Origin of the sequence: Halopiger xanaduensis SH-6 (assembly GCF_000217715.1) — an archaeon.
GTDB lineage: Archaea > Halobacteriota > Halobacteria > Halobacteriales > Natrialbaceae > Halopiger > Halopiger xanaduensis.
Genome location: NC_015666.1, coordinates 184,148 through 210,338 on the forward strand (window position 1 = coordinate 184,148; position 26,191 = coordinate 210,338).

The 26,191-nt window shown below is 65.9% G+C and carries 27 protein-coding genes and 1 tRNA gene; 15 read left to right on the forward strand and 13 right to left on the reverse strand.

Translation table 11 applies throughout. From position 1 onward, the window contains the following. Window positions 1–110 precede the first annotated feature (110 nt). Window positions 111–983 carry a UbiA family prenyltransferase gene (locus HALXA_RS00940; RefSeq protein WP_013878417.1) on the forward strand — a complete coding sequence of 291 codons (873 nt, stop codon included), beginning with the start codon at window positions 111–113 and terminating at the stop codon, window positions 981–983. A gap of 75 nt (window positions 984–1,058) precedes the next feature. Here the strand turns inward: HALXA_RS00940 and HALXA_RS00945 are convergent, their stop codons facing one another. Then, the gene (locus HALXA_RS00945) at window positions 1,059–1,286 is read right to left on the reverse strand and encodes a DUF5795 family protein (protein WP_013878418.1); all 228 of its coding nucleotides are present in this window, start codon (window positions 1,284–1,286) and stop codon (window positions 1,059–1,061) included. A gap of 184 nt (window positions 1,287–1,470) precedes the next feature. Between HALXA_RS00945 and HALXA_RS00950 the strand changes: the two genes are divergently transcribed. After that, entirely contained in the window at window positions 1,471–1,788 is a 318-nt protein-coding gene (locus HALXA_RS00950; RefSeq protein WP_013878419.1) for a hypothetical protein, read from the forward strand. A 90-nt stretch (window positions 1,789–1,878) separates the two neighbouring features. Here the strand turns inward: HALXA_RS00950 and HALXA_RS00955 are convergent, their stop codons facing one another. After that, window positions 1,879–2,133 (reverse strand): HalOD1 output domain-containing protein, encoded by a 255-nt coding sequence (locus HALXA_RS00955; RefSeq protein WP_049895027.1) that lies wholly within the window; start codon window positions 2,131–2,133, stop codon window positions 1,879–1,881. 259 nt (window positions 2,134–2,392) lie between these two features. On the opposite strand from HALXA_RS00955, the gene HALXA_RS00960 reads away from it, so the two are divergent. From HALXA_RS00960 to HALXA_RS00975, 4 genes are all read left to right on the forward strand, one after another. Beyond that, window positions 2,393–2,602 (forward strand): hypothetical protein, encoded by a 210-nt coding sequence (locus HALXA_RS00960; RefSeq protein WP_049895029.1) that lies wholly within the window; start codon window positions 2,393–2,395, stop codon window positions 2,600–2,602. A 149-nt stretch (window positions 2,603–2,751) separates the two neighbouring features. Next, window positions 2,752–3,591 carry an aldo/keto reductase gene (locus tag HALXA_RS00965; RefSeq protein ID WP_013878422.1) on the forward strand — a complete coding sequence of 280 codons (840 nt, stop codon included), beginning with the start codon at window positions 2,752–2,754 and terminating at the stop codon, window positions 3,589–3,591. A 136-nt stretch (window positions 3,592–3,727) separates the two neighbouring features. Beyond that, window positions 3,728–4,498, forward strand: coding sequence for a hypothetical protein (locus tag HALXA_RS00970; protein WP_013878423.1), 771 nt, complete (start codon window positions 3,728–3,730; stop codon window positions 4,496–4,498). 144 nt (window positions 4,499–4,642) lie between these two features. Beyond that, the gene (locus HALXA_RS00975; RefSeq protein WP_013878424.1) at window positions 4,643–4,834 is read left to right on the forward strand and encodes a DUF7333 family protein; all 192 of its coding nucleotides are present in this window, start codon (window positions 4,643–4,645) and stop codon (window positions 4,832–4,834) included. Between the two features lie 148 nt (window positions 4,835–4,982). Here the strand turns inward: HALXA_RS00975 and HALXA_RS00980 are convergent, their stop codons facing one another. From HALXA_RS00980 to HALXA_RS00990, 3 genes are all read right to left on the reverse strand, one after another. After that, on the reverse strand, window positions 4,983–5,954 hold the full coding sequence (locus tag HALXA_RS00980) for a phosphoadenosine phosphosulfate reductase family protein (protein ID WP_013878425.1): 972 nt from the start codon (window positions 5,952–5,954) through the stop codon (window positions 4,983–4,985). A 311-nt stretch (window positions 5,955–6,265) separates the two neighbouring features. Then, window positions 6,266–7,372 carry a non-hydrolyzing UDP-N-acetylglucosamine 2-epimerase gene (gene wecB / locus HALXA_RS00985; RefSeq protein WP_013878426.1) on the reverse strand — a complete coding sequence of 369 codons (1,107 nt, stop codon included), beginning with the start codon at window positions 7,370–7,372 and terminating at the stop codon, window positions 6,266–6,268. Window positions 7,373–7,375: 3 nt separating this feature from the next. Beyond that, on the reverse strand, window positions 7,376–8,488 hold the full coding sequence (locus HALXA_RS00990; RefSeq protein WP_013878427.1) for a DUF354 domain-containing protein: 1,113 nt from the start codon (window positions 8,486–8,488) through the stop codon (window positions 7,376–7,378). 429 nt (window positions 8,489–8,917) lie between these two features. Between HALXA_RS00990 and HALXA_RS00995 the strand changes: the two genes are divergently transcribed. Continuing rightward, the gene (locus HALXA_RS00995; RefSeq protein ID WP_013878428.1) at window positions 8,918–10,291 is read left to right on the forward strand and encodes a hypothetical protein; all 1,374 of its coding nucleotides are present in this window, start codon (window positions 8,918–8,920) and stop codon (window positions 10,289–10,291) included. Window positions 10,292–10,401: 110 nt separating this feature from the next. Here HALXA_RS00995 and HALXA_RS01000 read toward each other — a convergent pair whose 3' ends face one another. From HALXA_RS01000 to HALXA_RS01025, 6 genes are all read right to left on the reverse strand, one after another. Further along, window positions 10,402–10,983 (reverse strand): DUF7110 family protein, encoded by a 582-nt coding sequence (locus HALXA_RS01000; RefSeq protein ID WP_013878429.1) that lies wholly within the window; start codon window positions 10,981–10,983, stop codon window positions 10,402–10,404. A gap of 221 nt (window positions 10,984–11,204) precedes the next feature. Beyond that, complete coding sequence (locus HALXA_RS01005) at window positions 11,205–11,549, reverse strand: glutaredoxin family protein (RefSeq protein ID WP_013878430.1); 345 nt, start codon at window positions 11,547–11,549, stop codon at window positions 11,205–11,207. A gap of 94 nt (window positions 11,550–11,643) precedes the next feature. Continuing rightward, window positions 11,644–12,273, reverse strand: a complete 630-nt coding sequence (locus tag HALXA_RS01010; protein WP_013878431.1) for a class I SAM-dependent methyltransferase — start codon at window positions 12,271–12,273, stop codon at window positions 11,644–11,646. 71 nt (window positions 12,274–12,344) lie between these two features. Continuing rightward, complete coding sequence (locus tag HALXA_RS01015; RefSeq protein ID WP_013878432.1) at window positions 12,345–12,590, reverse strand: hypothetical protein; 246 nt, start codon at window positions 12,588–12,590, stop codon at window positions 12,345–12,347. 72 nt (window positions 12,591–12,662) lie between these two features. Next, window positions 12,663–13,460 (reverse strand): succinylglutamate desuccinylase/aspartoacylase domain-containing protein, encoded by a 798-nt coding sequence (locus HALXA_RS01020; RefSeq protein WP_013878433.1) that lies wholly within the window; start codon window positions 13,458–13,460, stop codon window positions 12,663–12,665. 141 nt (window positions 13,461–13,601) lie between these two features. Next, the gene (locus HALXA_RS01025) at window positions 13,602–14,093 is read right to left on the reverse strand and encodes a DUF309 domain-containing protein (RefSeq protein WP_013878434.1); all 492 of its coding nucleotides are present in this window, start codon (window positions 14,091–14,093) and stop codon (window positions 13,602–13,604) included. Between the two features lie 137 nt (window positions 14,094–14,230). Here HALXA_RS01025 and HALXA_RS01030 point away from each other — a divergent pair, with 137 nt between their 5' ends. The 8 genes from HALXA_RS01030 (at window position 14,231) to HALXA_RS01065 (ending at window position 25,081) form a co-directional block, all read left to right on the forward strand. Next, the gene (locus HALXA_RS01030) at window positions 14,231–14,413 is read left to right on the forward strand and encodes a hypothetical protein (RefSeq protein WP_013878435.1); all 183 of its coding nucleotides are present in this window, start codon (window positions 14,231–14,233) and stop codon (window positions 14,411–14,413) included. Window positions 14,414–14,506: 93 nt separating this feature from the next. Next, window positions 14,507–14,589 (forward strand) — tRNA-Leu (locus tag HALXA_RS01035). 176 nt (window positions 14,590–14,765) lie between these two features. Then, the gene (locus tag HALXA_RS01040; RefSeq protein ID WP_013878436.1) at window positions 14,766–16,334 is read left to right on the forward strand and encodes an HTTM domain-containing protein; all 1,569 of its coding nucleotides are present in this window, start codon (window positions 14,766–14,768) and stop codon (window positions 16,332–16,334) included. Window positions 16,335–16,413: 79 nt separating this feature from the next. Then, the gene (locus tag HALXA_RS01045; protein WP_013878437.1) at window positions 16,414–17,247 is read left to right on the forward strand and encodes an inositol monophosphatase family protein; all 834 of its coding nucleotides are present in this window, start codon (window positions 16,414–16,416) and stop codon (window positions 17,245–17,247) included. Between the two features lie 81 nt (window positions 17,248–17,328). After that, window positions 17,329–18,456, forward strand: a complete 1,128-nt coding sequence (locus tag HALXA_RS01050; RefSeq protein WP_013878438.1) for a DUF63 family protein — start codon at window positions 17,329–17,331, stop codon at window positions 18,454–18,456. A 331-nt stretch (window positions 18,457–18,787) separates the two neighbouring features. Then, window positions 18,788–21,157 (forward strand): amino acid permease, encoded by a 2,370-nt coding sequence (locus HALXA_RS01055; RefSeq protein WP_013878439.1) that lies wholly within the window; start codon window positions 18,788–18,790, stop codon window positions 21,155–21,157. 200 nt (window positions 21,158–21,357) lie between these two features. After that, window positions 21,358–23,667 carry an amino acid permease gene (locus tag HALXA_RS01060; protein ID WP_013878440.1) on the forward strand — a complete coding sequence of 770 codons (2,310 nt, stop codon included), beginning with the start codon at window positions 21,358–21,360 and terminating at the stop codon, window positions 23,665–23,667. A gap of 115 nt (window positions 23,668–23,782) precedes the next feature. Next, entirely contained in the window at window positions 23,783–25,081 is a 1,299-nt protein-coding gene (locus tag HALXA_RS01065; protein ID WP_013878441.1) for a BNR repeat-containing protein, read from the forward strand. Between the two features lie 77 nt (window positions 25,082–25,158). On the opposite strand, the gene HALXA_RS21905 is transcribed toward HALXA_RS01065, so the two are convergent. Next, on the reverse strand, window positions 25,159–25,314 hold the full coding sequence (locus HALXA_RS21905) for a hypothetical protein (RefSeq protein WP_013878442.1): 156 nt from the start codon (window positions 25,312–25,314) through the stop codon (window positions 25,159–25,161). Beyond that, window positions 25,311–25,952, reverse strand: a complete 642-nt coding sequence (locus HALXA_RS20900; protein ID WP_083822818.1) for a universal stress protein — start codon at window positions 25,950–25,952, stop codon at window positions 25,311–25,313. Before HALXA_RS20900 ends, HALXA_RS21905 begins: the two co-directional genes overlap by 4 nt. Window positions 25,953–26,191: the final 239 nt, after the last annotated feature.

Below are 26,191 nucleotides of genomic sequence, written 5' to 3' on the forward strand. Positions count from 1 at the left end.
GGACTGGAACCGCGACCGGGCGCGCGATTAGGACCGGTCCCAAGAACGTCACGCCGATCGAAACCACACATGGGACACCCCACCCGAGCCACGCCGGAGGTCGACCCCCGGTGACGACCCCGATTCGCACGCGCCGCGTCCGGCGGTGGGCGTCGTCGCTCGAGAGCGCCCTCCGGTTTCTGGTTCACAGCAACCTCTTCATCTCGCTGGCGACCGTCGGCGTGGCGACGACGACGATCCTCCTCGCGGACCTACCGGTCGAACCGCTCCCGATCTTCATCGTCTTCGCGGCGACGCTGTTCGTCTACACGATCAACCGGTTCCTCGACCTCGAGGAGGACGAGCAAAACGTGCCCCGGCGGGCCGCGTTCGTCAAGCGCTACGGCCGCTTCTGGCTCGCGCTCGGCAGCGGGCTCTACCTCGCGGCGATCGGGGTCGCGGTCGCGCTGGAACTGCCGGGCGCGGGATACATGCTCCTGCCGGTTGCGGTCGCCGTCCTCTACTCGCTGGCCGGGGTCAAGCGCGTGTTTCTGGTGAAAAACCTGTTCGTGGGCTTGGCGTGGGGTATCATCCCGCTCGGCGTCGGCTACTACTACGGGCAGCTCCAGTCGCTCGACATCCTGTTCGTCGCCGGCTACATCACCGCCATGATCACGATCGCGGCCGTGATCTTCGACGTCAAGGATATCGAGGGCGACCGCGAGGAAGGGATCGCGACGGTGCCGAACCGGTACGGGCCGGCGACGACCCGACGCGTCTGTCAGGCCGCAAACGTTGCGGTCGCCGCGGCGGTCGTCGCCGTCGTCGCGCTCAGTTCTCTCTCCGGCCGGTTTCTCGTCGTCCTCGCGATGAACGCCTACGTGGCCTGTTACATCCCGTTCGCGACCGAGGACCGCGGCCCGCTGTTCTACGGGTTCGTCGTCGACGGCGAACACGTCTTCCTGGCCGCGCTGGTTATCGCGCTCGAGTGGGCGGTCTGGTGACACCACGTAGCGCGGCCGCTAGACAATGGGTCGGGTTCCGGTCCGAACGAAGAGGCGCGGTTCCGGCCGAAGCGATCAGTCGCGGTCGGCCTCGCTCCAGTCGCAGTCCTGGCACTTCCATCCGGTCACGAGTTCCGTCACCGACGGCATGTACGTGACTTTGAGGACGTTGCCGCCGCAGTCCGGACACTCCCTGTCGGCCTCCTCGATCGAGTCGACCTCCATGACGGAGTCGCCCTCGACCAGTTCGGCGAGTTTTTCGGCCGTCACCATACGCCCCTGAACGACGCGATTCTCGCTCACACTCGAGGTAGCACCCTGGCCGCCCTAAGCGTTTCCGGACCGATTGCCGACAGCCGTCGCGGTTGGCGGCGAGGCGTCTATCCAGCACAGGGCTCGTCTTCCGAGTGAAATACGGCAGGGTTGCAGGCGCCAACCTGTCGTTGCGGGCACAATAGTATAGGGTCTCCCCTCCCAACGGAGCGGTATGGAGACGCGATGGGCCACCGTCGACGGTGTGCACCTGCAACTGCCCGACGACTGTACCGTCGAGCAGCTTCGAGACGAGTTGCACAAACCCGAGGACGCGGTACTGGTCGCAGTGACGGGCGATCTCGTGTCCGTCGTGCACACCGACGATCGAGCCCTCTCCGAGATGGTCGCCGGCTGTGCGGACACCTACTACTTCAGACGGCCGTCCGACGACGATCGAAACGAAATCCTCGGTGCGCCGGAGATCGAGCGCGCGCTTGCGGATCCGACGGACGACGAGACGACCTTCCCACGGCCGGGTATCGACCACTAAGGATTGTTTTCCGTCCCGCAGCAGTTCGATCTCACGGACCGCCGATACGGACCGACGTTTCTCGAGTCGCGCGAACGCGGCGACGAGCGGTTACGTTCGCTCGATCCGCAGTTCCGGATCGTCGTCGAACGTGATCGTAATATCGTAGCCGGCGTACGGAAACTCGACGCGACCCGACCGCGAGACGCCGGATTCGGTAGCCGAGAAGACGGTCAGCAGGGCGTCGGGATCGACCGCGTTGAACAGCGGCGGGAGCTCCGTCGGATCCGTACCGTCGATCGCCGCGACCTCGGTCACGATCCGTTCGTAGACCCGGTCCGGCTCCGTCTCGAGTGTCCGTGCCATTGCTACGTAGGGCCACATTCGGCCGTTAATAACTTTCGGAACGAACGCGGGTATTAGTAAGCCGAACGAGCGGTGAAAGACGGCGAACGTAGTTTTCTATGACGGAACGACAGGGAACAATAGACAGAATGATCGGCTGCAGGTTGAAGAAGACGTATGTCTAATTCCCTCCCGATATATCGTTCTCAGATTGATCTGAGTGGACGTCGGTCGGAGAAAGTTTGAAGGTATCCGAACCCATTGAATGAGGTACGATAACATGGGACAGAAAGTTACGATCGAACGGATCGAGGAGGTACCCGCGGAATCGCGGGTCTGCCACTACGACGAACTCGGCGAAGCGGCGAAGGCGACGCTTCCAGCGCTCACAAACGACGGTCCCGTAGCAGTGGACGGGTCGGTTGCAGCGGGCTTCCGTGATTGTGACCTCGTGAAGTACACCGATTACTACGAGATTTCCGTTCGGTAACCGTCGCCTCTAGCGGCGGGTCGCGACGGCCGTCAAACTGCTTGCTCAGTCAGTAGACGAGCACCTGGAAGACTCGTGCTCGAACAGCTGCGACCGACTCGAGTCACCGGTACCCCAACCACTTTTCGCGTGTCGATCGTCCGTCGCCTATGGGAGTCGACGACGCCGACGCGATCGATCCGGAACTGTGTCCGACCGCTAGCGGCATTCCGATGCTCGGGCTCGGGACGTGGCAAAATACGGGCGACCAGTGTGCCGAGAGCGTCCGCACGGCGCTCGAAATGGGCTACCGCCACGTCGATACCGCACAGGGCTACGACAACGAAGCGGCCGTCGGCGAGGGGATCGCGCAGGCCGACGTCGACCGCGAGGAGATTTTCCTCGCGACCAAGGTTTCGACGTCGAACCTCGCGCACGACGACGTCCTCGAGACGACCCGCGCGAGCCTCGACCGGCTCGGCGTCGACTACGTCGACCTGCTGTACGTCCACTGGCCGGCCAGAACCTACGATCCCGAGGGGACGCTGTCTGCGTTTTCGAAACTGTACGACGACGGACTGATCGAGAACGTCGGCGTGAGCAACTTCCAGCCCGCACAACTCGAGGAGGCCGTCGACGTCTGCGACGCCCCGATCCTCGCGAATCAGATCGAGTGTCACCCCCTGCTACCGCAGGAGGAGGTCCGCGAGGCCTGCGAGCACTACGACATCGAGGTCGTCGCGTACAGTCCGCTCGCGCGCGGCGGCGTCTTCGACCAGCCCGAGATTCGGGAGATCGCGGACGAGCACGCCGTTACCGAGGTGCAGGTCAGCCTCGCCTGGCTGCGCGAGAAGGGGATTACGGCGATTCCGAAGGCTACTGGAGAGGCCCACATCCGGGATAACTTCGAGTCGCTGACCCTCGAGCTGGATCGGGAGGACATCGACGCGATCGACGCCATTCAGGAGACGAACCGCACGATCGATCCCGGATTCGCCCCGTGGAACTGACCGGTTCGCATCGCCCCGAATCGCGACGGTCGGCCGCCCTCGCTCGAGGTCCGCCGCCGGCGATTCCGATCGCTAACCTGTAACGTATCCTGAAAAAGAAGGAAAGCTTACGGTACGCCGGCAGTTTGGATCGGGTATGTCCACCCGCACACGGAGTCGTGGCGGTGGTGGGATCGTCGGTGCGGTCAAGACCGACTTACAGCGGTTACACGGTGCCTGGATGGAGATCGTCTTCCCCAGGCAGCGCGGCCGCGGCCACTCCGTCATGGGCAAGTGGGAGCCCGAAACGCTCCCGCAGAAGATCGGCTATCACGGCTGGAGCGTGCTCGGAACGATCGGACTGCTCCTCCTTTACCCGCTCACAGTCGTCGGTCTCGCGACCCGCTACTACGCGGCGAAACTCGACTCGACCCGGACGCGACTCGGCATCGTCGGCGTCACCGCCCTCGCGCTGGTCGGCTGGGGACTGCTGACGCTCGCCTGGGGCGCGATGTCGTACATGGAACAGGTCGACATCCCGCTCAACTCGGTGCTCGCCGTCGCCGCCGCCAGCGGCGTCGCGACGGTCGCCACCGCACTCGCCGCGGCCTGCGCCAAGTTCGGCGGCCGCGTTACGACCGTCGTCCTCGCCTACCCCTTCGCGATGACGGCGCTGTTCCTGCCCCCGGTCGTCGCTGCCCTGGTGACGCCCGCACTCGAGCCGCACGTCCTCGAGCCGAGCTACGCGTTCGCCGCCTGGCTGCTCGAGAACCCGCTGTCGATCGGCGGCATCAACGAGTACCTCTGGGCGAACTACAGCCTCGAGGGCGCCGCCTACGCGGGGATGTGGTTCGGGCTTTCGTTCCCGCTGGGCTGGTTCTTCGGGATCGTCGTCGCGCTGGCGAATCTGGTTCGGCCGTCGAACTAAGCGCTGCGACGGACTGAGACCTGTTTTTGCGACGGTCGCGGAATTCTCGACTTGCGATCGAATCGGCGAACCGATTCCGATCGGTTCGACGAACTGATTTCCGGATTCCGTTACCATTAGGCGGTCGCTTCCCAACGATCACGTATGGAATTCGATCTTCCCACGACCGCGGCCGCGTTCATCGCAGTGATCGCGCTCGGCGTCGGCGGCCTCATCGCCGCGCCGATGATGACGACGGACACCGTCCTGATGATGGTCGCGCCGTCGATGATCGTCTTCGGACTGATTATGTTCGGGATCGGTCTGCTGCACGGCCAGTACCGGGCGAGTCCCTGACTGCGGCTTGACGTCGTATTTGGGCTGAGCCGTGCTCGAGTTCGATAGGCGACTGTTGCTCCTCCAGTCTGGACTAGTAACTACTCGAGCGCGAGTCGTCACAAAAACGGAAAAGCGAAATGCGAAGCGGTGAGCGAACCGACGCGACTTACATGTAACCGAGGTCGCGCAGGCGCTCCATCAGGTCCTCCTTGTCCTGGGCGCGGCCCGCGCGCTCGGTCGTTCCCTCGAGGTCCTGCAGCCAGGCGGGATCCTCGTCGCTTTTCTCGGTCGAGACCTCGCTGCCGAGCGAGCGGAAGCCGGCGAAGTACTTCGGCGAGATCGGAACGTCCTCCTGCGTGACGCCCTCCGGCAGGTCGTCGTCGGCCTGCGGGACGTAGCCGTCCTCGGGGAACTCGTCGACGGTGTCCGGCACGACGAAGTTCCAGAAGGCGTCCCAGACCGCGGCCTCGTCGAACTGCAGGATGGGCTGGATGCGGTCGTGGGGCGGGTAGATGTCCGGATCGTGGCGCGGCGAGAAGAACGTCTCGTCGGCGCGGGCCTCCTGCTCGTCCCAGCGGACGCCGGAGATGACGCCGTCGATGTCGTGTTCCTCGAGCGCGTCGTTGAGCGCGACCGTCTTCAGCAGGTGGTTGCCGACGTAGGTGTCCAGCAGGAAGGGGAAGGTGTCCTCCTCGTACTCGAGGATCTCGCGGACGTGGTGCTGGTTGTGCTCCGACAGTTCGGAAATCTCGATGTCGTCGCCGGGCTCTAAGCCGTGTTCGTCGACGTACTCGCCGACGTCCTCATTGCGCGCGTAGATGACCTCGAGGTCCCACTCGTCGGCCCAGTGGTCGACGAAGTCGTGGATCTCGTCGAAGTGCTGGTAGTGGTCGATGAAGACCGCGGGCGGTACCTCGAGGTCGAAGCGGTCGGCGACCTCCTTGATGAAGTACAGCGTGAGCGTCGAGTCCTTACCGCCGGTCCACATCACGGCCGGGTTCTCGTACGCCTCGAGGCCCTCGCGGGTGACCTCGATGGCCTTCTCGATCTTGTCCTGGATGTGCTGATAGTCCTCGGGATCTTCGCCGTCGCCGTCGTCGTAGTCGACGTCGACGTAGTCGGGGAAGTTCTCGCTCATTTCGTGTAATTAGATATAATTAGCAGGGTTAAACGCTTTTTGGGACCGGAAACGCCTGACGGAAGCTGCGAGTGCGGGCGGCGTACCCTCGATGGCGATTTGCAGCGCAATCGCCGCTCGGACAGCCGGCTGGCTCCGTGTTCGGCGGCCCATCACCGACGCAATCGCGACGGCAATATTCGGCGGTGGCGAAACGTCACCGCGCTCGATACCGGTCGTCGTCTCGCGAGTCATCGCCTCTGGGTCGCGCTCAGCCGAACGCTCGAGTCGCCGCGGCGTTTCGGATGACCGCACCGCAGCGACGACGGTCGCTAGTCGAGCGGCGGCGCTTCGATTCTCCGGTCGGGAGTCGTCTCGAGTTCCTCCTGTAGCAGGCCGACGATCCGCCGGCTGGCGGAGCCGTCGCCGTAGGGCTGGGGGTTCGACTGGGGCTCCCAATCGGTCGTCAGCCCCTCGCGGATCAGGTCCGCGTTCGGCCCGACGAGTTGGTTCCAGCCGCAGTCGACGGTTTCGGTCCACTCGGTCTCCTCGCGCATGGTCACGCAGCGGGTGCCGAGGAAAAAGGCCTCCTTCTGGACGCCGCCGGAGTCGGTGGCGACCCGTTCGGCCGTATCGAGCAGCCGGACGAAATCGAGGTAGCCCAGCGGCTCGATGATCTCGAGGTCGTCGGTCGCACGCTCCCAGAGGTCGTACTCCTGCAGCCGATTGACGGTCCGCGGGTGCGCCGGGAAGACGACCGGCAGCGGCGCGTCCGCGAGGCCGTCTAAGATCGCCTCGAGGTTCTCGCGTTCGTCGGTGTTGCTGGCGCGGTGGACCGTCGTCAGGACGAACTCGTCCGGTTCGAGGCCGAGGTCCTCGAGGATCGTCGAGTTCTCGCGGGCGCGGTCGCGGGCCGCGAGGACGGCGTCGTACATCACGTCGCCGGTCCAGTGGACGCCGTCGACGATTCCTTCGGCCGCGAGGTTGTCGACCGCGGCCTCGCTGGGGGCGAAGCACAGATCCGAGGCGTGGTCCGTGAGGATGCGGTTTACCTCCTCGGGCATCTCGCGGTTGCCGCTGCGCAGGCCGGCCTCGACGTGGGCGACGGCCACGTCGCGCTTCGAGCCGACGATCGCGCCGGCCAGCGTCGAGTTCGTGTCCCCGTACAGCAGCACGACGTCGGGGTCTTCCTCTTCGACGACCGGCTCGAGTTCGGCGATCATCCGGGCCGTTTGCCGGCCGTGCGTGTCGGACTTGACGCCGAGGTTGTACTCGGGTTCGGGGATGTCGAGTTCCTCGAAGAAGACGTCGGACATCTCCTCATCGTAGTGCTGACCGGTGTGGACCAGCACCTCCTCGCCGACGTCGCGGATCTTTCGGGAGACGACCGCGGCCTTGACGAACTGCGGGCGCGCGCCGACGACGGACAGAACCCGCATCGGTCAGTTCACCCCCTCGCCGCGGCCCGTTCCCGTACCCGTGCTTGGTCCAGTGACGTCGACCGGAACCGGGTCGGTACTCGTCTCGCTGTACGCCAGTGCGATGTTCGAGAGAACCTCCGTGAGATTGACCATGTCTTCGACGTAGTCGTCCCGCCGCCGCTCCCACCGTTCGGGTGCCGATTCGTCCGCGAGCAGTTCTTCCGCGCGCTCGAGAACCGCCTCAAACTCGCCGATGTTCTCGACGAGCCCCGCGTCCTCGAGTTCGAGGAAGTTGCCCATGTCGTCCTCGCCGACGAAGGAGTTCGAGCGGATCGCCGGCGTGCCGAGCAGCGCGGCCTCGGTGACCATCGTCTGCGTGTCCGCGACCAGCAGGTCGGCCTCGGCGAGGGCGTCGTGGATCCGCGCCGGATGGAGATCGTACGGGCGCGCCTCGAGACTCGAGAAATCGAGCTCGCCGCCCTCGTCGGAGACGAAAATGGTGGCGTGCTCCGAGAGCGCCTCGAGCAGCCGCCGGCGCTGCTCGAGCGAGAAGCCCTCGCGGCCGACGTCGTGGTGGCCGTTGAAGGCGTTGAGCCGGACGATCGCGTACGGTTCGTCGGGCCCGACGCCCAGATCCTCGCGGACGGATTCGTCCGGTTCGAAGACGTCGGGGTGGAGATAGGCCGATTCCTTGAATCCCTCGAACCGGTAGTGTTTCTCGCCGAGATCCTTCTGGAAGGCCTCGGGCGTCAGGAACGCCTGCACGAAGGGCCGGGAGACGACGTGATCCAGCGACGGCTCGGAGTCGAGGACGGCGATCGCCGGCGTTCCCGTGATCGTGCCGGTGTAGGCCGCGTAGGGGCCGATACCGAAGATAACGTCCGGATCGAACGCCCGCGCCTTGCGCCCCATTTCGTACAGGTGGGTCGGCAGCTCCCACAGCAACGAGTGTAGCGACTCGCCCCGATCGCCGTAGGTCTCGTAGGGCACGTCGTGGTACGAGAGCAGCGATTCGGTGAACTCGTCGCCGCGCGCGAGGACGAGCACGTCGTGTCCGTCCGCCTCGAGTCGCTCGACAGTGTGTTTGTACAGATGAACGTGAGCCGGCGTATTGTTAAAGAAGAGACAGCGCACGTCGTATCACCTCGTAGCTCATGACAACTGTCCCTTCCAAAACGCGCTATATCGTTATCAGCGCGCTACTCCGAACGGCGGTCGAATCGCCCGCAAGTAGCGGGTGTGGCGGTGAATTTTGGACGTCGTAATGCGTCGTCAAGCGGCGCCGCTCGCGCTCGAGCGTCGGTGTTGGGTTCGGCTACGCGCGAAAATGAGTGACTACCCCGGTTCGACGGCGACGGCGCGGCGTGGCTAGGACGCAACTACGGATCGTTTCGCTCTCACGGCCGCTCTCCCAGTAGCGACCAACCGGACGTCGTGGAGCCGCAGCAGCTCATTACACCGCCGATTCGGTCGGTTTAGAGGACCCGAGACGCGTTCGATCACCGTGTCGTGACCGTCATAGGAAAAAGTATTTTACGACACCATAGATCACCAACAGGTACGATGGTCCCCGATCTACCCTCCCTCAGTCGGCGGCAACTACTCGGCGGGCTCGCCGGTGGCGCCGCCGTCGGGAGCGGGTTCACCGCTGTCACTGCCGCCGTTCGACCGACGGCCCTCCCGGATATCCTGACCGACTGGGCGACGAACCACTATCCGACGCCGCCCGCGGCGAGTTCGCTCTGGCAACCGACGGTGACCGAGGCGCACGCCCGCGAGGCAGTCTCGCTGCTCGACGAAACCCAGACCGCCGCGGAAAATCGGCGGGACGAGTTCGACGCCGAAGACTCGAGCCGTCGCTTCCACGGTGCGGGCGGCTGGCTCGAGGACGCCGAGGCGTCGCTCGAGGCGGGCGACTACAACGACGCGCTGTTTGAGGCCAGGTACGGCCTGCAATTTGCCGGCCAAGAACTGGGCGAACTGCGTGCGGAACTCGACAAGGCCGACCTCGAGGCCCTCGCCGAGCGGACGCTCGACCTGCTCGATCGGCTCGACTCGCTCGCGGCCGCCCTCGAGCCGTACCCGGTCGTCGACCCCGAGCGCGATTTGGCGCGGTACTCCCGCGTCGAACTCGAGTTGCAGCGCGGCCGGCACCTCGCCGACTGGGGCGACCTCACCGAAGTCCGCGCCGATCCCGAGACCGACGAGCCCGACCTGAATCCGGCGTCGTACGACGCCGACGATATCGGCGAGATTACGTCGAAGATCCGCCGAGCCGAGATCGCCGTCGAGAGCGCCGAACGATACGACGAGCACCTTCGGACGGATCTCGAGGACGCGGGTGCGGAGACCACAGACTACGGCCCGCATCTCGAGGAACTAATCGGCGAGTTCAAGGCCGAACTCGAGTCGATGCCGACGCGGGACGAGGTGGAGTCGCGGTACGTCGACGACGACGCCGAGTCGTACGGCCCCTACGAGTTCGCCCACTGGCGGCTCGCTCGTGCGTGTTTCCCGTCGCGGCTCTCGTCGCTCTGGCGGAGTCAGGTCGGGGGCGACCTGCGCGTGCTACAGGTGCTGGGAACCGCGAGGGGGCTGGCGGACTGGCGCGCGCACGAGGCGGCGGTGGACGACTTCGTCGTCGATCCGGACGACGAGGGGTTCGATTCCGGCCACGCGTTCGCGGCGAAGCGGCGCGCACGGTCGGTCTTCCGGTCGGTCGTCGGCTCGGATCCGACGCCGTTCGTGGCGGTCCTCGCGGAGCCGGGCATCGCGGACGTCCGGATGGCGGAGATCGATCGCGGCTCCTGGGCCGACGACGACAGTTCGTGGACCCCGTGGCGCGAACGCGTCCAGGCGTATCTCCACGCGCTCCGCGGCCGAACGAGGCTGCAGGCGTACCCGGACGTGTACGAGCGGATCGTCAGCGCCGGGTGAGCGGGCCGATCGGTCGTCGACAGCAGTTACTCGAGACTCGAGTCGCGGACGAGTTGCGACGCTCAGAAGAGTAGCGGTGGCAACAGTAAATCGCGCAGAAACGCGGACCGTCAGTCGCTGATAAACTTGTTGTCGCGCCAGTTGACGCCCGTCTCGCCGGAGCCGTGATCGCGCGGCCCTTCGACGACTTCGATGTTGGCCGGGCGCGGCTCGCCGTCGACGATCCGGGTCGCCTGCAGTTCGCCGTCGCGCTCCGAGATGGCCGTCAGCGTGCCCTTCTCGGCGGCTTCGGCGATCTCGCAGAGAACGAGGAACATCTCGTACTGCAGCAGGGAGTTCTGCAGCACCGTCTCGCGGTCGCCCTTGAACGCCGCGAACTCGACGAGTTCGGACTCGATCTCCTCCTCTTCCTCCTCGTCCCAGCTAAAGGACTGGCGGCGCTCGTCGGGATCCTCCTCGTAGACGCGGTTTTCGGTGACGCTGGCCTTGAGCTGGGCCGTCGGCGTGTACTTGCTGACCGATTGGTCCTCCGCGACGGCTTTGAGAATGAGCGTGTTGTTCCGCCGGGTGAGTTCCACGTCGTCGATGCCGTCCGGGTATTTCGCCTCCTCGAGGTGGTCTCGCAGGTCTTCGAGGGGCAGTTCGAGCGTCGAGTGCAACCGATAAACGTGTCTGGATTCCTCTGTTGACATAGTGGGACGTGTGGGTGTGGGGCGACGGTCGCTTGCTTCAGTGTACGGGTGCGTGACTTATATGATCTGCTATTAAATGCGTGTACCGCGTATCTGGATAAATTTAAGTCACAGGCACACCGGGTATTCCGAATAGAGCCGCCATATCGGACGTTTTGCCTCGTTTCGTCTCCGCAGGGCGGAAACGAAACCTGAACGGGCCGAAATACGATTCGACCGTGTTAGGCTGCGTTAAGCGTCTCTGCAAGCTCGCCGCGCTCCTCGAGTTCCTCGAGGATGTCCGAGCCGCCCACGAACTCGCCGTCGACGAACGTCTGCGGGATCGTCTCCCAGTCGCTGTGCTCCGAGAGCGCCTGCCGGTACTCGTCGAGCGACTCGAGGACGTCGACCGTCTCGTACTCGTCGCGGTGGTGATCGATCAGGCCGAGCGCCTTGCGGGAGTAGCCGCACTGAGGCATGAGCTCGGTCCCCTTCATGAAGAGGACGACCTCGTTTTCCTCGATGGTTTCCTCGACGCGCTCGGTTACCTCCTCCTGATCGAGTCCCTGGTTCGGTGGAAAGTCCATATTCGTCGTATGGCGGCGCGGAGGGATAGACCTTGCGTCGGTCCACGGTACTGTCCGGAACCCGCTCGGCGGCTCGAGCGATCGAGCAGCCCGCTCAGTCCTCGAGTTGCGCGAGAAACACCGTCCACGAAGCCTCTTCGTCGGCGAGTTCGTCGCCGACCAGTCGCTCGTCGCGGACGGTAAATCCGGCGGCCCGGAGTTGCTCGCGCGTCGCGTCCGCGCCGGCGATGTACCACTGCATCTCGACGCCGGTCTCGAGCCAGTCCGAATTCGCGCCCTGCCAGTCGGCCGTCCCTTCGGTCAGCAAGGCCAGCCCGCCCGGACGCAGGACGCGCGCGAACTCGTCGACGACCGCCCGATGCTGCGTCTCGGGGACGTGAATCAGCGAGTGAAAGGCGGTCACGGCGTCGAACGCACTGTCGGCGACGGGGAGCGACGTGATATCGCCTTGCGCGAGGGCGACGTTCGGAGCGGCCTCGCTCGCGAACCGTAGCTGCTGGCGCGAGAAGTCGACGCCGGTCGCCTCGACCGCGGGATCGTCGTCCAGCCGGCGCAGTACCGGGTCGCCCTGGCCGCAGCCGGCATCGAGCACCTGCGCGCCTGACGGCAACCGCTCTCGCAGTCGCTCGAGCATCCGCCACTCGCCGCCGTCGGGATCGCGCTGCGCGGCGTACGTTTCCGCCAGCCCGTCGTATCCCCGGCGGACGGCGTCTTTGTCGACCATACGACACGTATCGGGAACGTTTCTGTTAGGTATTCCTACAGCGTGTCATCCCATCGCATTGGAGGCGATGACTACGAGCGGAGCCACCGGTACAGGCCGAGCAGACCGACGACGGCGAGGATAACCCACACCGCGACGATGACAGCTGTGAAAACCACCGCGCCGTACGCCCGACCCGGCACGCTCGGATCGAGGCCCTCGAGGAGACCGAGCCGCTCGGCAGCGGTGAACGCGAGGACGACGACGCACAACCAGATCGCTCGATTGCGGACGTACGCCGCGCTGAACAGGTAGTCTCGGTAATCGTTGGAATCCATCGTCCTCGAGCCGGTTCGAGGATCGCGGGGTAGCGACAAAAATCGATCGTCGAACGCGGCGCTATCGTCGGCTCAGTCGGCCGCCGGCGGCGCCGTCAGCACGTCCAGCTTTTCGGCGGCGTAGCCGAAGACGTCGCGGTAGCCGTTCGACGACATGAGCACCGGGTAGAACGACTCGTCGGCGACCTGCTCGTCGCCGTCGGCCGCCGCGAACGACTCCCCGGCCTCGACCTCGGCGAAGTTGTCGACGAACACCTCGTAGGTGTCGGCCTCCTGCTTGCGGATGACGTCGGTGAGTCGGTAGACGGGCAGGTCGTTGTACATCGTATCGCCGGGCAGCGCACCGACGGCGGTGAGGAACGCGCGGGTCAACCGGTCGGCGTTCTGCGCGGCCGTCTCCGACCCCTGCATGCCACACTCGACCTCGACGGTGTCGATCTCGGAGAAGAGCCGTCCCTCCGCGAAGTTGCTCGTCTCGACCATCGCCGTCACCGGCAGCTGGGGCACGATCTCCTCGGCCGTCTCGTTGACCCCGTTGACGATCGCGAACGGTTCGGCGTGGCTCTGGGTAGAGTGCATCGAGAAGGTGAGACAACCCTCGAGTTCCTCGACGAGCCGGTGTGCGAGCTGTCCTTCGTGGGTCTTCGCGTCCGGGTCGCCCGGGAACGCGCGGTTGAGATCCTCGTCGACGAACCGCACCTGCCGCTCCAACGCCTTCTCGTTGGCGACGATGAGCTTGACGGGCCGTTCGACGGTCGGGCGCTCGTCGAGCAGCCGTTCGACCGCGCGGACGCCGCAGGGTTCGTCCCCGTGGATGCCCGCGACGACTGCGACCTCCGGCGTTCCCGACCCGATCTGTGCAACTTTCATTACCCGTTAGTTGGGCTACGCGGACAAAGGCCGTTCGGTCTCTCACAATACTGGTTGGTTGCGCGGCTGTCACGATCGGGTGCGACCGCGGTACCCTCCCGCACACGACCCGGCCGCACGGCCGCCGCCCAGGAGAACCTGTCACTCCTCGAGAGCCTCGATGTACTCGTAGTCGATCGCCCGCGCGGTCGGGCGCTCGCCGTCGATCGGAATCCGCCAGCCGTCGAGAACGGCAGGGTCCTCGAGGGCGTTGGTCAGCGTCGTCCGGACCTCGAGGACGTCGACGCCGTAGTAGTCGGTCGGGACGCCCTGGAAGTACTGGAGGGCGGTTCCAAACAGCGAGCGCATGCCGTCGTCGTTCTCGAAGTCCACGTGCTTGTACGCGCCCGCGGCGACCTGGACCATGCCGTGGAGGAAGGCGCTCTCCTCGCTGCCGCGGCCGTAGTTGTACCACTCGAGTTCGAAGCAGTCGTGGCTCTCGTGGTAGGCGCCGTCGTTGAACAGGCGGACGCCGTGGACCGTCGCCTCCCGCAGGGTCGCGTGCTCCCAGCGGCCCGCGGACTCGAGCCAGCCGGTCGGCGCCGTGCCGTCGGGCGGCGCCGCGACGGTGGGATCGCTGGTGTGATCGCTCATGGGGTACCGTTCGTGCGTGCGACGGGTATACTGTTCGGCGCGTCTGGGGGTCTCCGTCGGTGCGACTCTCGGCGTACGTAAAGCCTGTCCACGAGAAGGCCGACGTTTATTTCGATCGAAATAGTAACCTCGAGTGAATGAATCACCCCTACGGGCGGTGTCCGAACTGCGGGGAACGCCTCTACGAGCACATCGAGGGCGGCTACCGCTGTCCGAACTGCGAGACCCAGTACGGGGCCGACGACCTCGACTTCGATCTCGAGTCCGAGGTAGAGTCGGAGTCCGAACCGGACCTCGAGCCCGAAGAATCGACGGCCTGATCCGTCGGAGCGGCAGGCAGCGTTCGTGCGCTCGAGTCGCCGCACGAGAAATCGCAGACTATTCAAACGACACCGTCGTACGAACGACCGCGTGCGAGGGTAGCCAAGCGGTCAACGGCGGCGGACTCAAGATCCGCTCCCGTAGGGGTTCGTGGGTTCGATTCCCTCCCCTCGCACTGCAACAGTGCGGCAAGACGGAGCGTCTTGCCCTCGCAAAGCTTCTCCGGGACGATGCGTCGGTAGCGACAGCGTCGGCCGTACCCGAGCGTGCACAACCGCCGCCCGTGACGACAAAACACTTATACGATTGCTGAGAACTGAGGGACCGACTCGAGCCTCGAGCGGTCCCCCGATGACTCCCTCCCGATCCGACGCGTCGACGGCAGGCAGCCGAGCGGCGATAGTTGCACGGCTCCGATCCGCCGTCGCACCGCGGCTCGGGATCGATCCGCGTGCGCTCGCCGCCTTTCGGATTGCGCTGGGACTGATACTCCTCGGCGATCTCCTGTTCCTTCGGGTGCCGGGACTGCACGCGTTCTACACCGACGCCGGGACGTTCCCGCGGTCGGCGCTGGCGGAACTCTACCCGACGTTCGAGGCGCTTTCGCTGCACGCGCTGTCGGGTTCGGCCTGGGCGCAGGGGCTATTATTCCTAATCGCCGGCGTCTTCGCCGGCCTGTTGCTCGTCGGCTACCGGACGACGCTGGCGACGCTCGCATCCGCGCTCCTGCTCGCGTCCATGCAGGCCCGGAACCCCTACGTCCTCAACGGGGGCGACACGATCTTGCTGTCCCTGCTGGTCCTCGGACTCTTCCTGCCACTGGGCGCTCGGTGGTCGATCGATGCGCGGCGGCGCGGACGCTGCGCCGATCGTGACACCGCTGCCGACACTCCAGCGACCGTCGACGACCGCGTCCTCTCGGTCGCAACCGCGACCATCCTCGTCCACTTCGTAACCATCTACGCCGTCAACGGCGTGCTCAAGACCCGCAGCGAGACGTGGATGAACGGCACCGCCGTCGCGCAGATCTTCCACCTCGAGCAGTTCATCGTGGGGCTCGGCCCCTACCTCGCGGAGCAGACGCCGCTGCTCGTCGCGGCCAACTGGTCGTGGTCGGCGCTGCTCACCGCGGCCCCGCTGCTACTCGTTTGCCGCGACCGCCTGCGGTTCGCGCTGGCGGGCGCGTTCGTCGGCGCGCAGTTGGGGCTGGCCGCGACGATGCGCCTCGGCGCCTTCCCGTTCGTCATGGTCGCCGCGCTGTTGCTCTTCTTCCCGCCGCGCGTCTGGGATCGCCTCGAGGCGGCGCTCGAGCGCACCGGACTCGAGCGGCGGCTCGAATCGGCGACGGATCGAACCGTAGCTACTGACGGCGGGCGGCGGTTGCCGTCGCTTCCGTCGATTACGATTCCGCCGACCGTGCGTCGCGTCACGCGAGTCGCCGGGAACGTCGTCCTGATCTGCTTCCTCGTCGGACTGATCGCGTGGCAGGCCGCGGGGCTGGGGGTCGCCGAGATGCCCGAAGAGGTCGTCGAGGACGACGTCGAAGACGTCAGCTGGGCGTTTTTCGCGCCGGAGCCGATCAGCGGCACCTGGTGGTACGCGTGGGAAGCCGACCTCGAGTCCGGCGAAACGATCGACACGCTCCGGGACGAGTCGGGCGCGATCGATCGGCCGCCGGACGCCGCCGACAGGTACCCGTCGACGCTCTGGATGCGGTACGGGCTGGATCTGCGGAGCGCGGACGAGAGCGAGTACGAACCCCTGGCCGACTACCTCTGCGACCGCGTCGCCGCCGAGCACGAAACGGGACCGGATACCGACCTCGAGTCGGTGACCGTCTACACCGTCGAGCAGCCGGTCGGTCCCTCGGGTCCGGTCGGTGATCTCGAGGTTGACCGGCGGATCGAATACGGGTGTTGAGTACCGGCCGCGGTGAGCGCCGCGGCACACACTGCCGAGAACCGCTACACCTTTTCGCGACGCGACACGACTGGGACCAATGAGCGAACGCGATGACAACCGCGAGGTCGACGCCGAGTACGAACCGGAGCGGCGGGCGAGCGTCGCGATCAGCGCCGCAGAAGCCGGCGCCGCGATCGCGGCCGACTCGTTCCGCGGCGATCTCGAGGTCGAACAGAAAGACGGGAAGACCGACGTCGTCACGCAGGTCGATCGGAACGCCCAGACGCGCGTCATCGAAGTCATCCGCGAGGCGTTTCCGGACGACCCGATCGTCGGCGAGGAGGAAGACGCGCTGAAGCAGGTTCCCGAGGCGGGACCGGCCTGGATCGTGGACCCGATCGACGGCACGAACAACTACGTCGACGGCATCCGCGCGTTCGGGACGGCCATCGCGGCGGTCGTCGACGGCGAGCCCGTCGCCGGGGCGACCGTCTGTCCCGCCCTCGAGGACACCTACCGCGTCGGTCCCAAGGGTGCCTTCCTGAACGGCGAGCCGCTGTCGGTCAGCGACTGTACCGACCCCGAACGGGCGCACGTCTGCCCGACGTTCTGGTGGGACTTCGACCAGCGCGACCAGTACGCCGCGGCGACGCGCGCGCTCGTCGACCGGTTCGGCGACGTGCGCCGCTTCGGCTGCGCCCAGCTCGAGCTCGGGATGGTCGCGTCGGGCGCGCTCGAGGGCGTCGTGACGAACCTGCGGGCCAATCCCTGGGACACCGTCGCCGGCGTCGCGCTGATCCGCGCGGCCGGCGGCACCGTCACCGACCTCGAGGGCGAGCGCTGGCGCCACGACAGCCGGGGCCTGGTCGCCTCGAACGGCGGCGTTCACGACGAGTTGCTCGAGGCGGCCCGCGAAATCGACGCCGCCTAGACCCTCGGAGAATCTTCCAGTACAGCGACCAGTGAATCGAGAACCGGAAACGGTAAGCGCCCGCCGTGTCGGATATCGGGTATGTACGAGTCCATCGAGCGGTACGGGCCCGAGCGCGTCTGGGCCGCGGCCGTCGTCCTCTTGGTCGCGGGGATCGCGGCAGCGGCCACCGCGTTCCCCCGGCAGGTGTACGTCGAGTTCATCTGGCAGTACTACTGGGGTCCGGTGGTCGCCGACGCCCACAGCTGGAGCTGCGTCGCCTGGGCGGGCAGCGAGCAGATTCCGTGCTCGCAGGCCGGCCCGAACGCCGGTCCGACGGCCTCGCCGGGCTACACCTTCGTCTCGTATGCGGGCTACATCCCGACGCTCATCCTCGGAGTCATCGGCGTCGTCTTCCTCATCAAACGCCTCGAGATCGAGCGGTACCGTGCGGGCTTCTACGGGCTGTTCCCGTTCATGCTGTTCGGCGGCGCGCTGCGGGTCGTCGAGGACGCGAACGCGGCCGCCTACCGCGCCACGGGGACGCTCGCGATCGATCTCCCGTGGTCCGGCTTCATCATCAGCCCGCTCATCTACTTCACCGTCTTCGCCGTCACCGCCGTCGCGGTCGTCGTCTCGGTCTGGCTCGAGCGCAACGACTACGTGTCGGGCTACGAGTACCCGCTCTTTGCGGTCGGGACCGGGCTGCTCGCGCTGACGCTCGCCCACCTCGGCTACACGGCGGCGACGGAGCCGTTCTCCCGGTTTTACCCGCTCCTGCTGGTGACGACGCTCGTCGGCGCGACCGCCGCGACGGCGCTTACGTGGGGCGCGATCCAGCGGTTCGCGCCCGGGATCAACCGCGGCACCGAGTACATGGGGATCGTGGTCATCTGGGCCCACGCGGTCGACGGCGTCGCGAACGTCATCGGCCTCGACTGGGCGACCGCCTTCGGCCACTCGAGTAACCTCGTCCCCAAACACCCGATCAACGCGGCTATCGTCGACTGGACCGGATCGATCCTTCCGGCGAACGTCGTCGCCGTCACCGGCGAAGCGTGGCCGTTCCTGCTCGTGAAACTCGCGGCGGCGGTCGTCGTCGTCTGGATCTTCGACGAGACCGTCTTCGAGGACAGCCCGCGCTACGCGATCTTGCTGATGATCACCGTCGTCGCGGTCGGGCTCGGGCCCGGGACGCGAGACATGCTCCGGGCGACGTTCGGCGTCTAATCGTCGTCGCTGCGGCCCCGTTCTCCGACCAGTGACCGCGCCTCCGTCCGTCGACCCGCTGTAGCGTCGCAAAATTTGAAATGTTTGCGCGTTTCACGAATACGGTCATTAGTCGTTAAACGAACGAATTAAGGGGTGCGTGGCGCTTCGATTTACTATGTTCATCAAAACTCGAGGAGTCGCGCCTATCGGTTTGGAACCGTCCCGTTTCGGCGTTCGAGTGTAAGCTAATGCCGACGGTCACCGTCGGGCGGGAGATGCGGAGACGCAAGACAGACATGGTGGGGATCACAACGTCGCGTTCGACCGCGGACGAATCGAGGAGGAAACGATGAGCGGCAGCGACGACGAACTCGCGAAGGACCTCGGGCTCCTGTCGGCGATCACGATCGGGATCGGCACGATGATCGGCGCGGGTATCTTCGTCCTGCCGGGGACCGCCGTCGCGGACGTGGGACCACTCGCGGCCGCGACCTTCGTCATCGGCGGCGTCACCGCGATGTTCACGGCGCTGTCGGCGTCCGAACTCGGGACGGCGATGCCGAAATCCGGCGGCGCCTACTTCTACATCAACCGCGCGCTCGGCCCGCTGTTCGGCTCGATCAGCGGCTGGGCGAACTGGCTCGGATTGGCGTTCGCGTCGTCGTTTTACATGTACGGGTTCGGCGAGTACGTCAACCAACTCGTCGGCGCCCCGGCGCTTGCACTCGGTCCGCTTACGGTGACCGCCGCCCAGACGATCGGGCTCGTCGGGGCAGTGCTGTTCATCGCCGTCAACTACGTCGGCGCCAAAGAGACCGGCGGCCTCCAGATCATCATCGTCGTCACGCTACTGGCGATCCTCGCCGCGTTCACCGTCGTCGGACTGCTGAACGCGGATATGGATTCCCTGCAGCCGATCGTTCAGGACGGTGCGATGGGCGAAGTCCTTCCTGTGACCGCGCTCGTCTTCGTCTCCTACCTCGGCTTCGTACAGATTACGTCGGTCGCCGAGGAGATCAAGAACCCCGGGCGAAATCTTCCGCTGGCAGTCATCGGCAGCGTCGCGATCGTCACGGTCGTCTACGCGCTGTTCCTCCTCGTGTTGCTGGCGGCGGTCCCGACCGATCTCGTGTCCGGCAACGACACGGCCGTCGTCGAAGCGGCGCAGTTGCTGTTCGGGCAGTACGAAGTCTTCGGCTACAACCTCGGCCTCCTCGGCTGGGGGATGTTGCTGTTCGGCGGCCTCTTGGCGACGGCCTCGAGCGCGAACGCGTCGATTCTCTCCTCGTCTCGGATCAACTTCGCGATGGGCCGGGAGAAGATCATCTCGCCGTCGGTCAACGAGATTCACCCGCGGTTCGGGACGCCGTTCAAGTCGATTCTGATTACCGGGACGCTCATCGTCGTCTTCCTCCTGTTCGGGAACATCGAACTGCTGTCGACCGCCGGGTCCGTGCTCCACCTGATCGTCTACGGGCTGTTGAACATCGCGCTGATCGTGATGCGGGAGGCCGAGCCGGCCGATTACGATCCCGATTTCGAGGTGCCGCTCTATCCGTTCGTCCCGATCATCGGCGCGATATCGTCGTTCGCGCTGATCGCGTATATCGAACCGGTCGTCATCGGGCTCTCGGCCGCACTGGTCGTCTTCGCCGGCCTGTGGTACCTGCTGTACTCGCGAACGCGGGTCGAAAACACCGGCGTGTTCGCCAACTGGATCCTCGATCGGTCCGAGGAGATGCCCGACGCCGCGGTGACGGCAGCGAGCGCCGCGAGTCCAGCCAACGACGAGTACACGGTCGTCGTCCCCGTCTCGAATCCCCGGACCGAATCCGACCTGCTCGAGCTCGCGAGCGTGCTCGCGAAGGCCAACGACGGCGTCGTCCAGGCCGTCCACATTGTCGAAGTGCCGGACCAGACGCCACTCCGGGAGGGGTCCGAACACATCCAGCGCATCGACGCGGAGTCCCAGGCGCTGATGGAGCAGGTTCGGGAAGACACGGAGACGCTCGACGTTCCGGTGGAGGTGCGGACGGTCGTCTCCCACCGCTCGTTCGAGGAAGTGTTCGACGTTGCGCGGCGCGAGGACGCTGATACGGTCGTTATGGGCTGGGGTCCGAGCCGTTCGTGGAGCGCGGGCCGCGCGGAACGGCCACTCGACGAACTTACGCACAACCTGCCCTGCGACTTCCTCGTGCTCAACGACCGCGGCCTCGAGCCCGACCGCGTGCTGGTGCCGACGGCCGGCGGTCCGGACTCGGATCTGAGCGCCGACGTCGCGCGCTACCTGCGCGATCAGGTCGGCTCCGAGATCACGCTCTTGCACGTCGTCGACGACGAGTCCGATCGGGCCGACGGCGAGGCCTTCCTGACCGAGTGGGCCGCCGATCACGGACTCGAGGACGCGACGATCCAGCTCGACACTTCCGGCGATATCGAAGACGCGATCGCGACCGCGTCCGCCCGGCACTCGCTGGTCATTCTCGGAGCGACGGAACGCGGGCTGCTCTCGCGGCTGGTCCGGGGATCGCTCGCCTCCGACGTTCTCGAGGACGTGGACTGTTCGGTCATCCTCGCAGAGAAGAGCCACGACCGCAGCATTCGACAGCGCCTCTTCGGTTCCAGTAGCGATTCCGAACCGCTCGAGGCGGCCAGCAGCGCACCAGATTCGTCGACACCAACGGCGTCGGACGACTCCGACGACGGTCATAGCGACTAGGGTAATCAGGAACGCGTATTCTTCTCCGGAACATATTTTCGATCCGTTCGAATTCGGGCCCAGAATGTTCGGTAACCGAATGAGCTAAGACGGAGTCGGTCCTCGGCTGCCCGTACGGAGTCTTCGGAGGGATATCACCATGATACCGTACATTCACACGCTGTCTATCGACGTTCGACTTCCGACTCGAGGTGGTGGGGATGGCTGAGACCGACGAGGAGCTCGCGAAAGACCTCGGATTGGTTTCCGCCCTCGCGGTCGGTATCGGCACGATGATCGGTGCCGGCATCTTCGTCCTGCCCGGCGTGGCCGCACAGGAGGCGGGGCCGATCGTCGTCCTCTCGTTTATCGTGGGCGGGATGATCGCCATGGTGAACGCGTTCACGGTGAGCGAACTCGGGACGGCGATGCCCAAAGCCGGCGGCGCGTACTACTACATCAACCGCTCGCTCGGGCCGCTGTTCGGCTCGATCTCGGGCATGGGCGACTGGATGGGGCTGGCCTTCGCCAGCGCGTTCTACTGTATCGGCTTCGGCGGCTACCTCGCGGACGTCCTCGAGGGAACCGTTCTGCCCGTTCCCGGCGTCGGCGAGATCGCGCTGCTCCCGACGGTCGCCCTCGGCCCGCTCGTTCTCTCGGACATCCAGATCGGCGCGCTGCTTGCCGGCGTCGCGTTCGTCGGCGTCAACTACATGGGCGCGAAGGAGACCGGCGGCGTGCAGACGGTCATCGTCACGCTCCTGCTGGGCATTCTCACCGTCTTCGCGCTCTTCGGGTTCTTCTCGTTCGACTGGGGGACCGTGATGACAGACGGAAGCGTCGCGCCGCTCGGCTACGGCCAGATCCTGCCGGGGACCGCCCTCGTGTTCGTCTCCTTCCTCGGCTACGCGAAGATCGCGACGATCGGCGAGGAACTGAAGAATCCGGGGCGAAACCTGCCGATCGCGATCATCGGCAGCGTCGCCATCGTCATGGTCATCTACGCGATCCTCGTGGGCCTGATGGTCGGGATCATCCCCTACGACTCCATCAGCGACGAAACGCCGATGTCCCACGCCGCGGGCATCGTCTTCGAGGGGAACCTCGGCGCCGTCGGCATCGCCTCGATCACGATCGCGGCGCTGCTGGCGACCGCCTCGAGCGCGAACGCCTCGATCCTCGCCTCCGCGCGCATTAACTTCGCCATGGGACGGGACAAGATCGTTACCGACTGGCTCAACGAGATTCACCCCCGATTCGCGACGCCGTACCGGTCGATCGCCGTCACCGGCGGGATGATCCTGCTGTTCATCGCCGTTCTGGGTAACGATCTCGAGATTCTCTCGAAGGCCGCGAGCGTCCTCCACCTGATCGTCTACGCGCTCATCAACGTCGCGCTGGTCGTGTTCCGGGAGGCCGACGTGCCCGAGTACGATCCGGACTTTACCGTCCCCTTCTATCCGATCACGCCGATCCTCGGGTTCGTCCTCTCGCTGGGCCTGATCGCGTTCATGGATCGGATCGAGGTCGCGCTGAGCCTGGCGTTCGTCGCCATCGCGGTGATCTGGTACGTCGTCTACGCCCGCCACGAAACCGACCGCGAGGGCGTGTTGAGCAACTACATCCTCTCCCGATCCGAGGAGATGCCCGACGCCGCGGTGACGGCCGCGACCGCCGCGCGTCCCTCCGGCGGCAACGAGTACACGGTCGTCGTGCCGGTGGCGAATCCCCGGACGGAGTCCAACCTGCTCGAACTGGCGAGCGTACTCGCGAAGGCCAACGACGGCGTCGTCCAGGCCGTCCACATCGTCGAAGTGCCGGACCAGACGCCGCTGCAGGAAGGGTCCGAACACATTCAGCGAATCGACGAGGAATCCCAGCAGTTGATGACGCAGGTCCGCGAGGACACGGAAACCCTCGACGTTCCCGTCGACGTGCGAACGATCGTCTCCCACCGCTCGTTCGAGGAAGTCTTCGACGTCGCGCGGCGCGAACGGGCCGATACGGTCGTCATGGGCTGGGGTCCCGGCCGTCCCTGGTCCGCGGGCCGCGTGGAGGGGACGTTCGACGAACTTGCGCACGACCTCCCCTGCGACTTCCTCGTGCTCAACGACCGCGGCCTCGAGACCGACCGCGTGCTGGTACCGACCGCCGGCGGGCCCGACTCCGATCTGAGCGCCGAGGTCGCCCGCCACCTCCGGGATCAGGTCGGCGCCGAGATCACCCTGCTGCACGTCGTCGGAGACGAGTCCGATCGGGCCGACGGCGAGGCGTTCCTGACCGAGTGGGCCGACGACCACGGCCTCGCGGACGCCGCGATCCGCGTCGACGTATCGGGCGACATCGAGGATGCGATCGCCGCGGCGGCCGCCGATCACTCGCTGCTCGTCCTCGGGGCGACCGAGCGCGGCCTGCTCTCGCGACTGCTTCGCGGCTCGCTGGCCTACGACGTCGTGCACGACGTCGACTGTTCGGTCATCATGGCCGAGCGGCCGACCTCGCGGTCGCTGCGGGAGCGACTGTTCGGCTGACGCCGACAGCGGCCGACGACGAACCGCGCTGCCGCTGATTTTCACTGATCGACCCGATCGATTGCGATCAACCCGTCACAAAAGCTAATGGTTCGAGCGTGCGATAGCCCGGTCAGTGTCACCGAACACCGAACTCGAGGAACGGACGCGGCACGAGGTCGCCGACGTCTGGGCGGGCACGGCGGCAGCGTTCGACCTGTACACGCACGGCGAGCATCAGTTCGTCGCGTTCTACGACGCCGATCGAAATATTACGGTCGGCCAGCGTGAGCTCGGGACCGACGATGCGGACGAGGCCGGCGAGTGGACCGTCGCACGACTACCCGAAGACCGCAAGATCGAGTGGGACGCCCACAACTCGCTGGCGCTCGCCGTCGACCGCGAGGACTATCTCCATCTGAGCGGAAATATGCACGTCCACCCGCTGAAGTACTACCGGACGCGGGAGTCGCTCGACGTCACGACGTTCGAGCGGATCGACGAGATGGTCGGCACCGAGGAATCGCAGGTCACCTACCCCCAGTTCTTCCGCGGCCCCGACGACGAGCTCGTGTTCAAGTACCGTGACGGCTACAGCGGCGGCGGGAACTGGCGCTACAACGTCTACGACGAGCGGAACCACAAGTGGAACCGCCTGCTCGAGGCGCCGCTGACCTACGGCGGGGACGCGATGAACGCCTACCCGCACGGGCCGGTTGTCGGTCCCGGCGGGGACTACCACTGCTGCTGGGTCTGGCGCGACCACGGCGGCGCGCAGACGAACCACGACCTCTGCTACGCGCGGAGTCCGGATCTGCGCGAGTGGGAAACCAGCCAGGGCGCCCCGCTCGAGCTCCCCATCGACATCAATTCGGGCGACCTCGTCGACCCGGTGCCGCCCTACGGCGGGATGATCAACAACAACACCAAGATCGGCTTCGACACCGCGGGTCGCGTCGTCATCAGCTACCACAAGTTCGACCACGAGGGGAACACGCAGCTCTATAACGCCCGCGCTGAGGCCGACGGCTGGGAGATCTACCGGACGAGCGACTGGGATTACCGCTGGGCCTTCGGCGGCGGCGGCACCATCCCCTTCGAGATCGAATTCGGCCCGGTCGAACGCGAGGACGGCCGGCTGATCCAGACCTACGACCACGTCGAGTACGGCACCGGCAAGTGGGTGTTGGACGAGGAGATGCTGACGCCGACCGACTGGTACTCGCCGTGGCACACCTACCCCGACGCGCTGCGAGACGTTCGGTCGGACTATCCCGACATGCAGGTCAACTGGGTCGCGGATAGCAGCGACTCGCCCGGCGAGACGCAGTACGCACTCCGCTGGGAGTCCCTCGAGCCGAACCGGGACCGCGAGCGCGAGGAGGCGCCGCCGCCGACGCGGTTGACCGTCCACGAGTTCGAACCGCAGGGATGAGTACCACCTTCGCGGCCGAACCGATAGCGACGGACGGCGATGGGCTGACGACACGACGCGACGATACGACGATTCGATCAGGGTTTGTCGATGACGACCCGAGCGCGCTCCTCGCACGAACAGTTGTTGTGCGAACTGATCGGGTAGGTGTCTCCGTCGGGCCGGATCCACACGGCGTAGACCGTCCGGCACTGCTCGCACATCACGACGCCTTTCTGTCGCTTAGTCGTCATCGTCGATCCCCCTCGATCTCGCGGTTCCCGGAGCCGCCGTCGCTTCCGCGCGATACGATCTCGCCCCCGACCGACGACGCGGGGATCACGGTGACCGGAACCGACGAGTGACGAACGACGGTCTCGGCGACGCTTCCCCGGAGGAGGCGAGCAATTCCGGTCCGGCAGAGACTCCCGATCACGACGTGGTCGACGGCTTCGCGCTCGACGTACTCGAGGATGCCCCGCGTCGCCGAGCCGATCCGTCCCGCCGTTTGGATGCGTTCGTCGCGACGCTCGGCGATTTCGGTCGCGCGCTCGAGTTCGCTCGGCAGTCCGCGGAGGAGTTCGCCCTCCGCGCTCGCGTTCGGATCGCTCGAGGGAGATCGAACGTAGCTGATCGTGGAATCGTCGACGATCGTCAGCGCGGTCACGGCGGCGTCGGGAAACAGTTTGAACGCGGCCTCGAGCGCGCCGCACGAGGGATCGGAGCCGTCGAACGGGACCAGCACTCGGGACGGACCGGTTGCCGGTCGGCGTCGGTCTCGCTGGGAAGGCCGGTTTTGCTCGCCGTTCCGGACCAGTTCCCGCGCGTGCTCCCGTGGGTCGTCGGCGGCGCGCAACGCGTCCGCCGCCGTTGGTTCGTCTTTCGATGCCATGTTACCACTTGGCATTATATTCGACAGGACCGGCGACAAGCGTTGCCTTCAGCGTCGAGCCGCCGAATATCGACGGATCGTTGCAGTGCCACAGTGCAGTCCGCGACATCCGGACGGATCGGCGGTTCGACCTCGAACCGGTGCGCCCGCTCCCCGAGCGTTTTGGTGTTCGACCTCGAAGACGATACCCGCCGACACGGATCGTCCCAGTGCGGCGTCCCAGTCCACCACGACGAAAC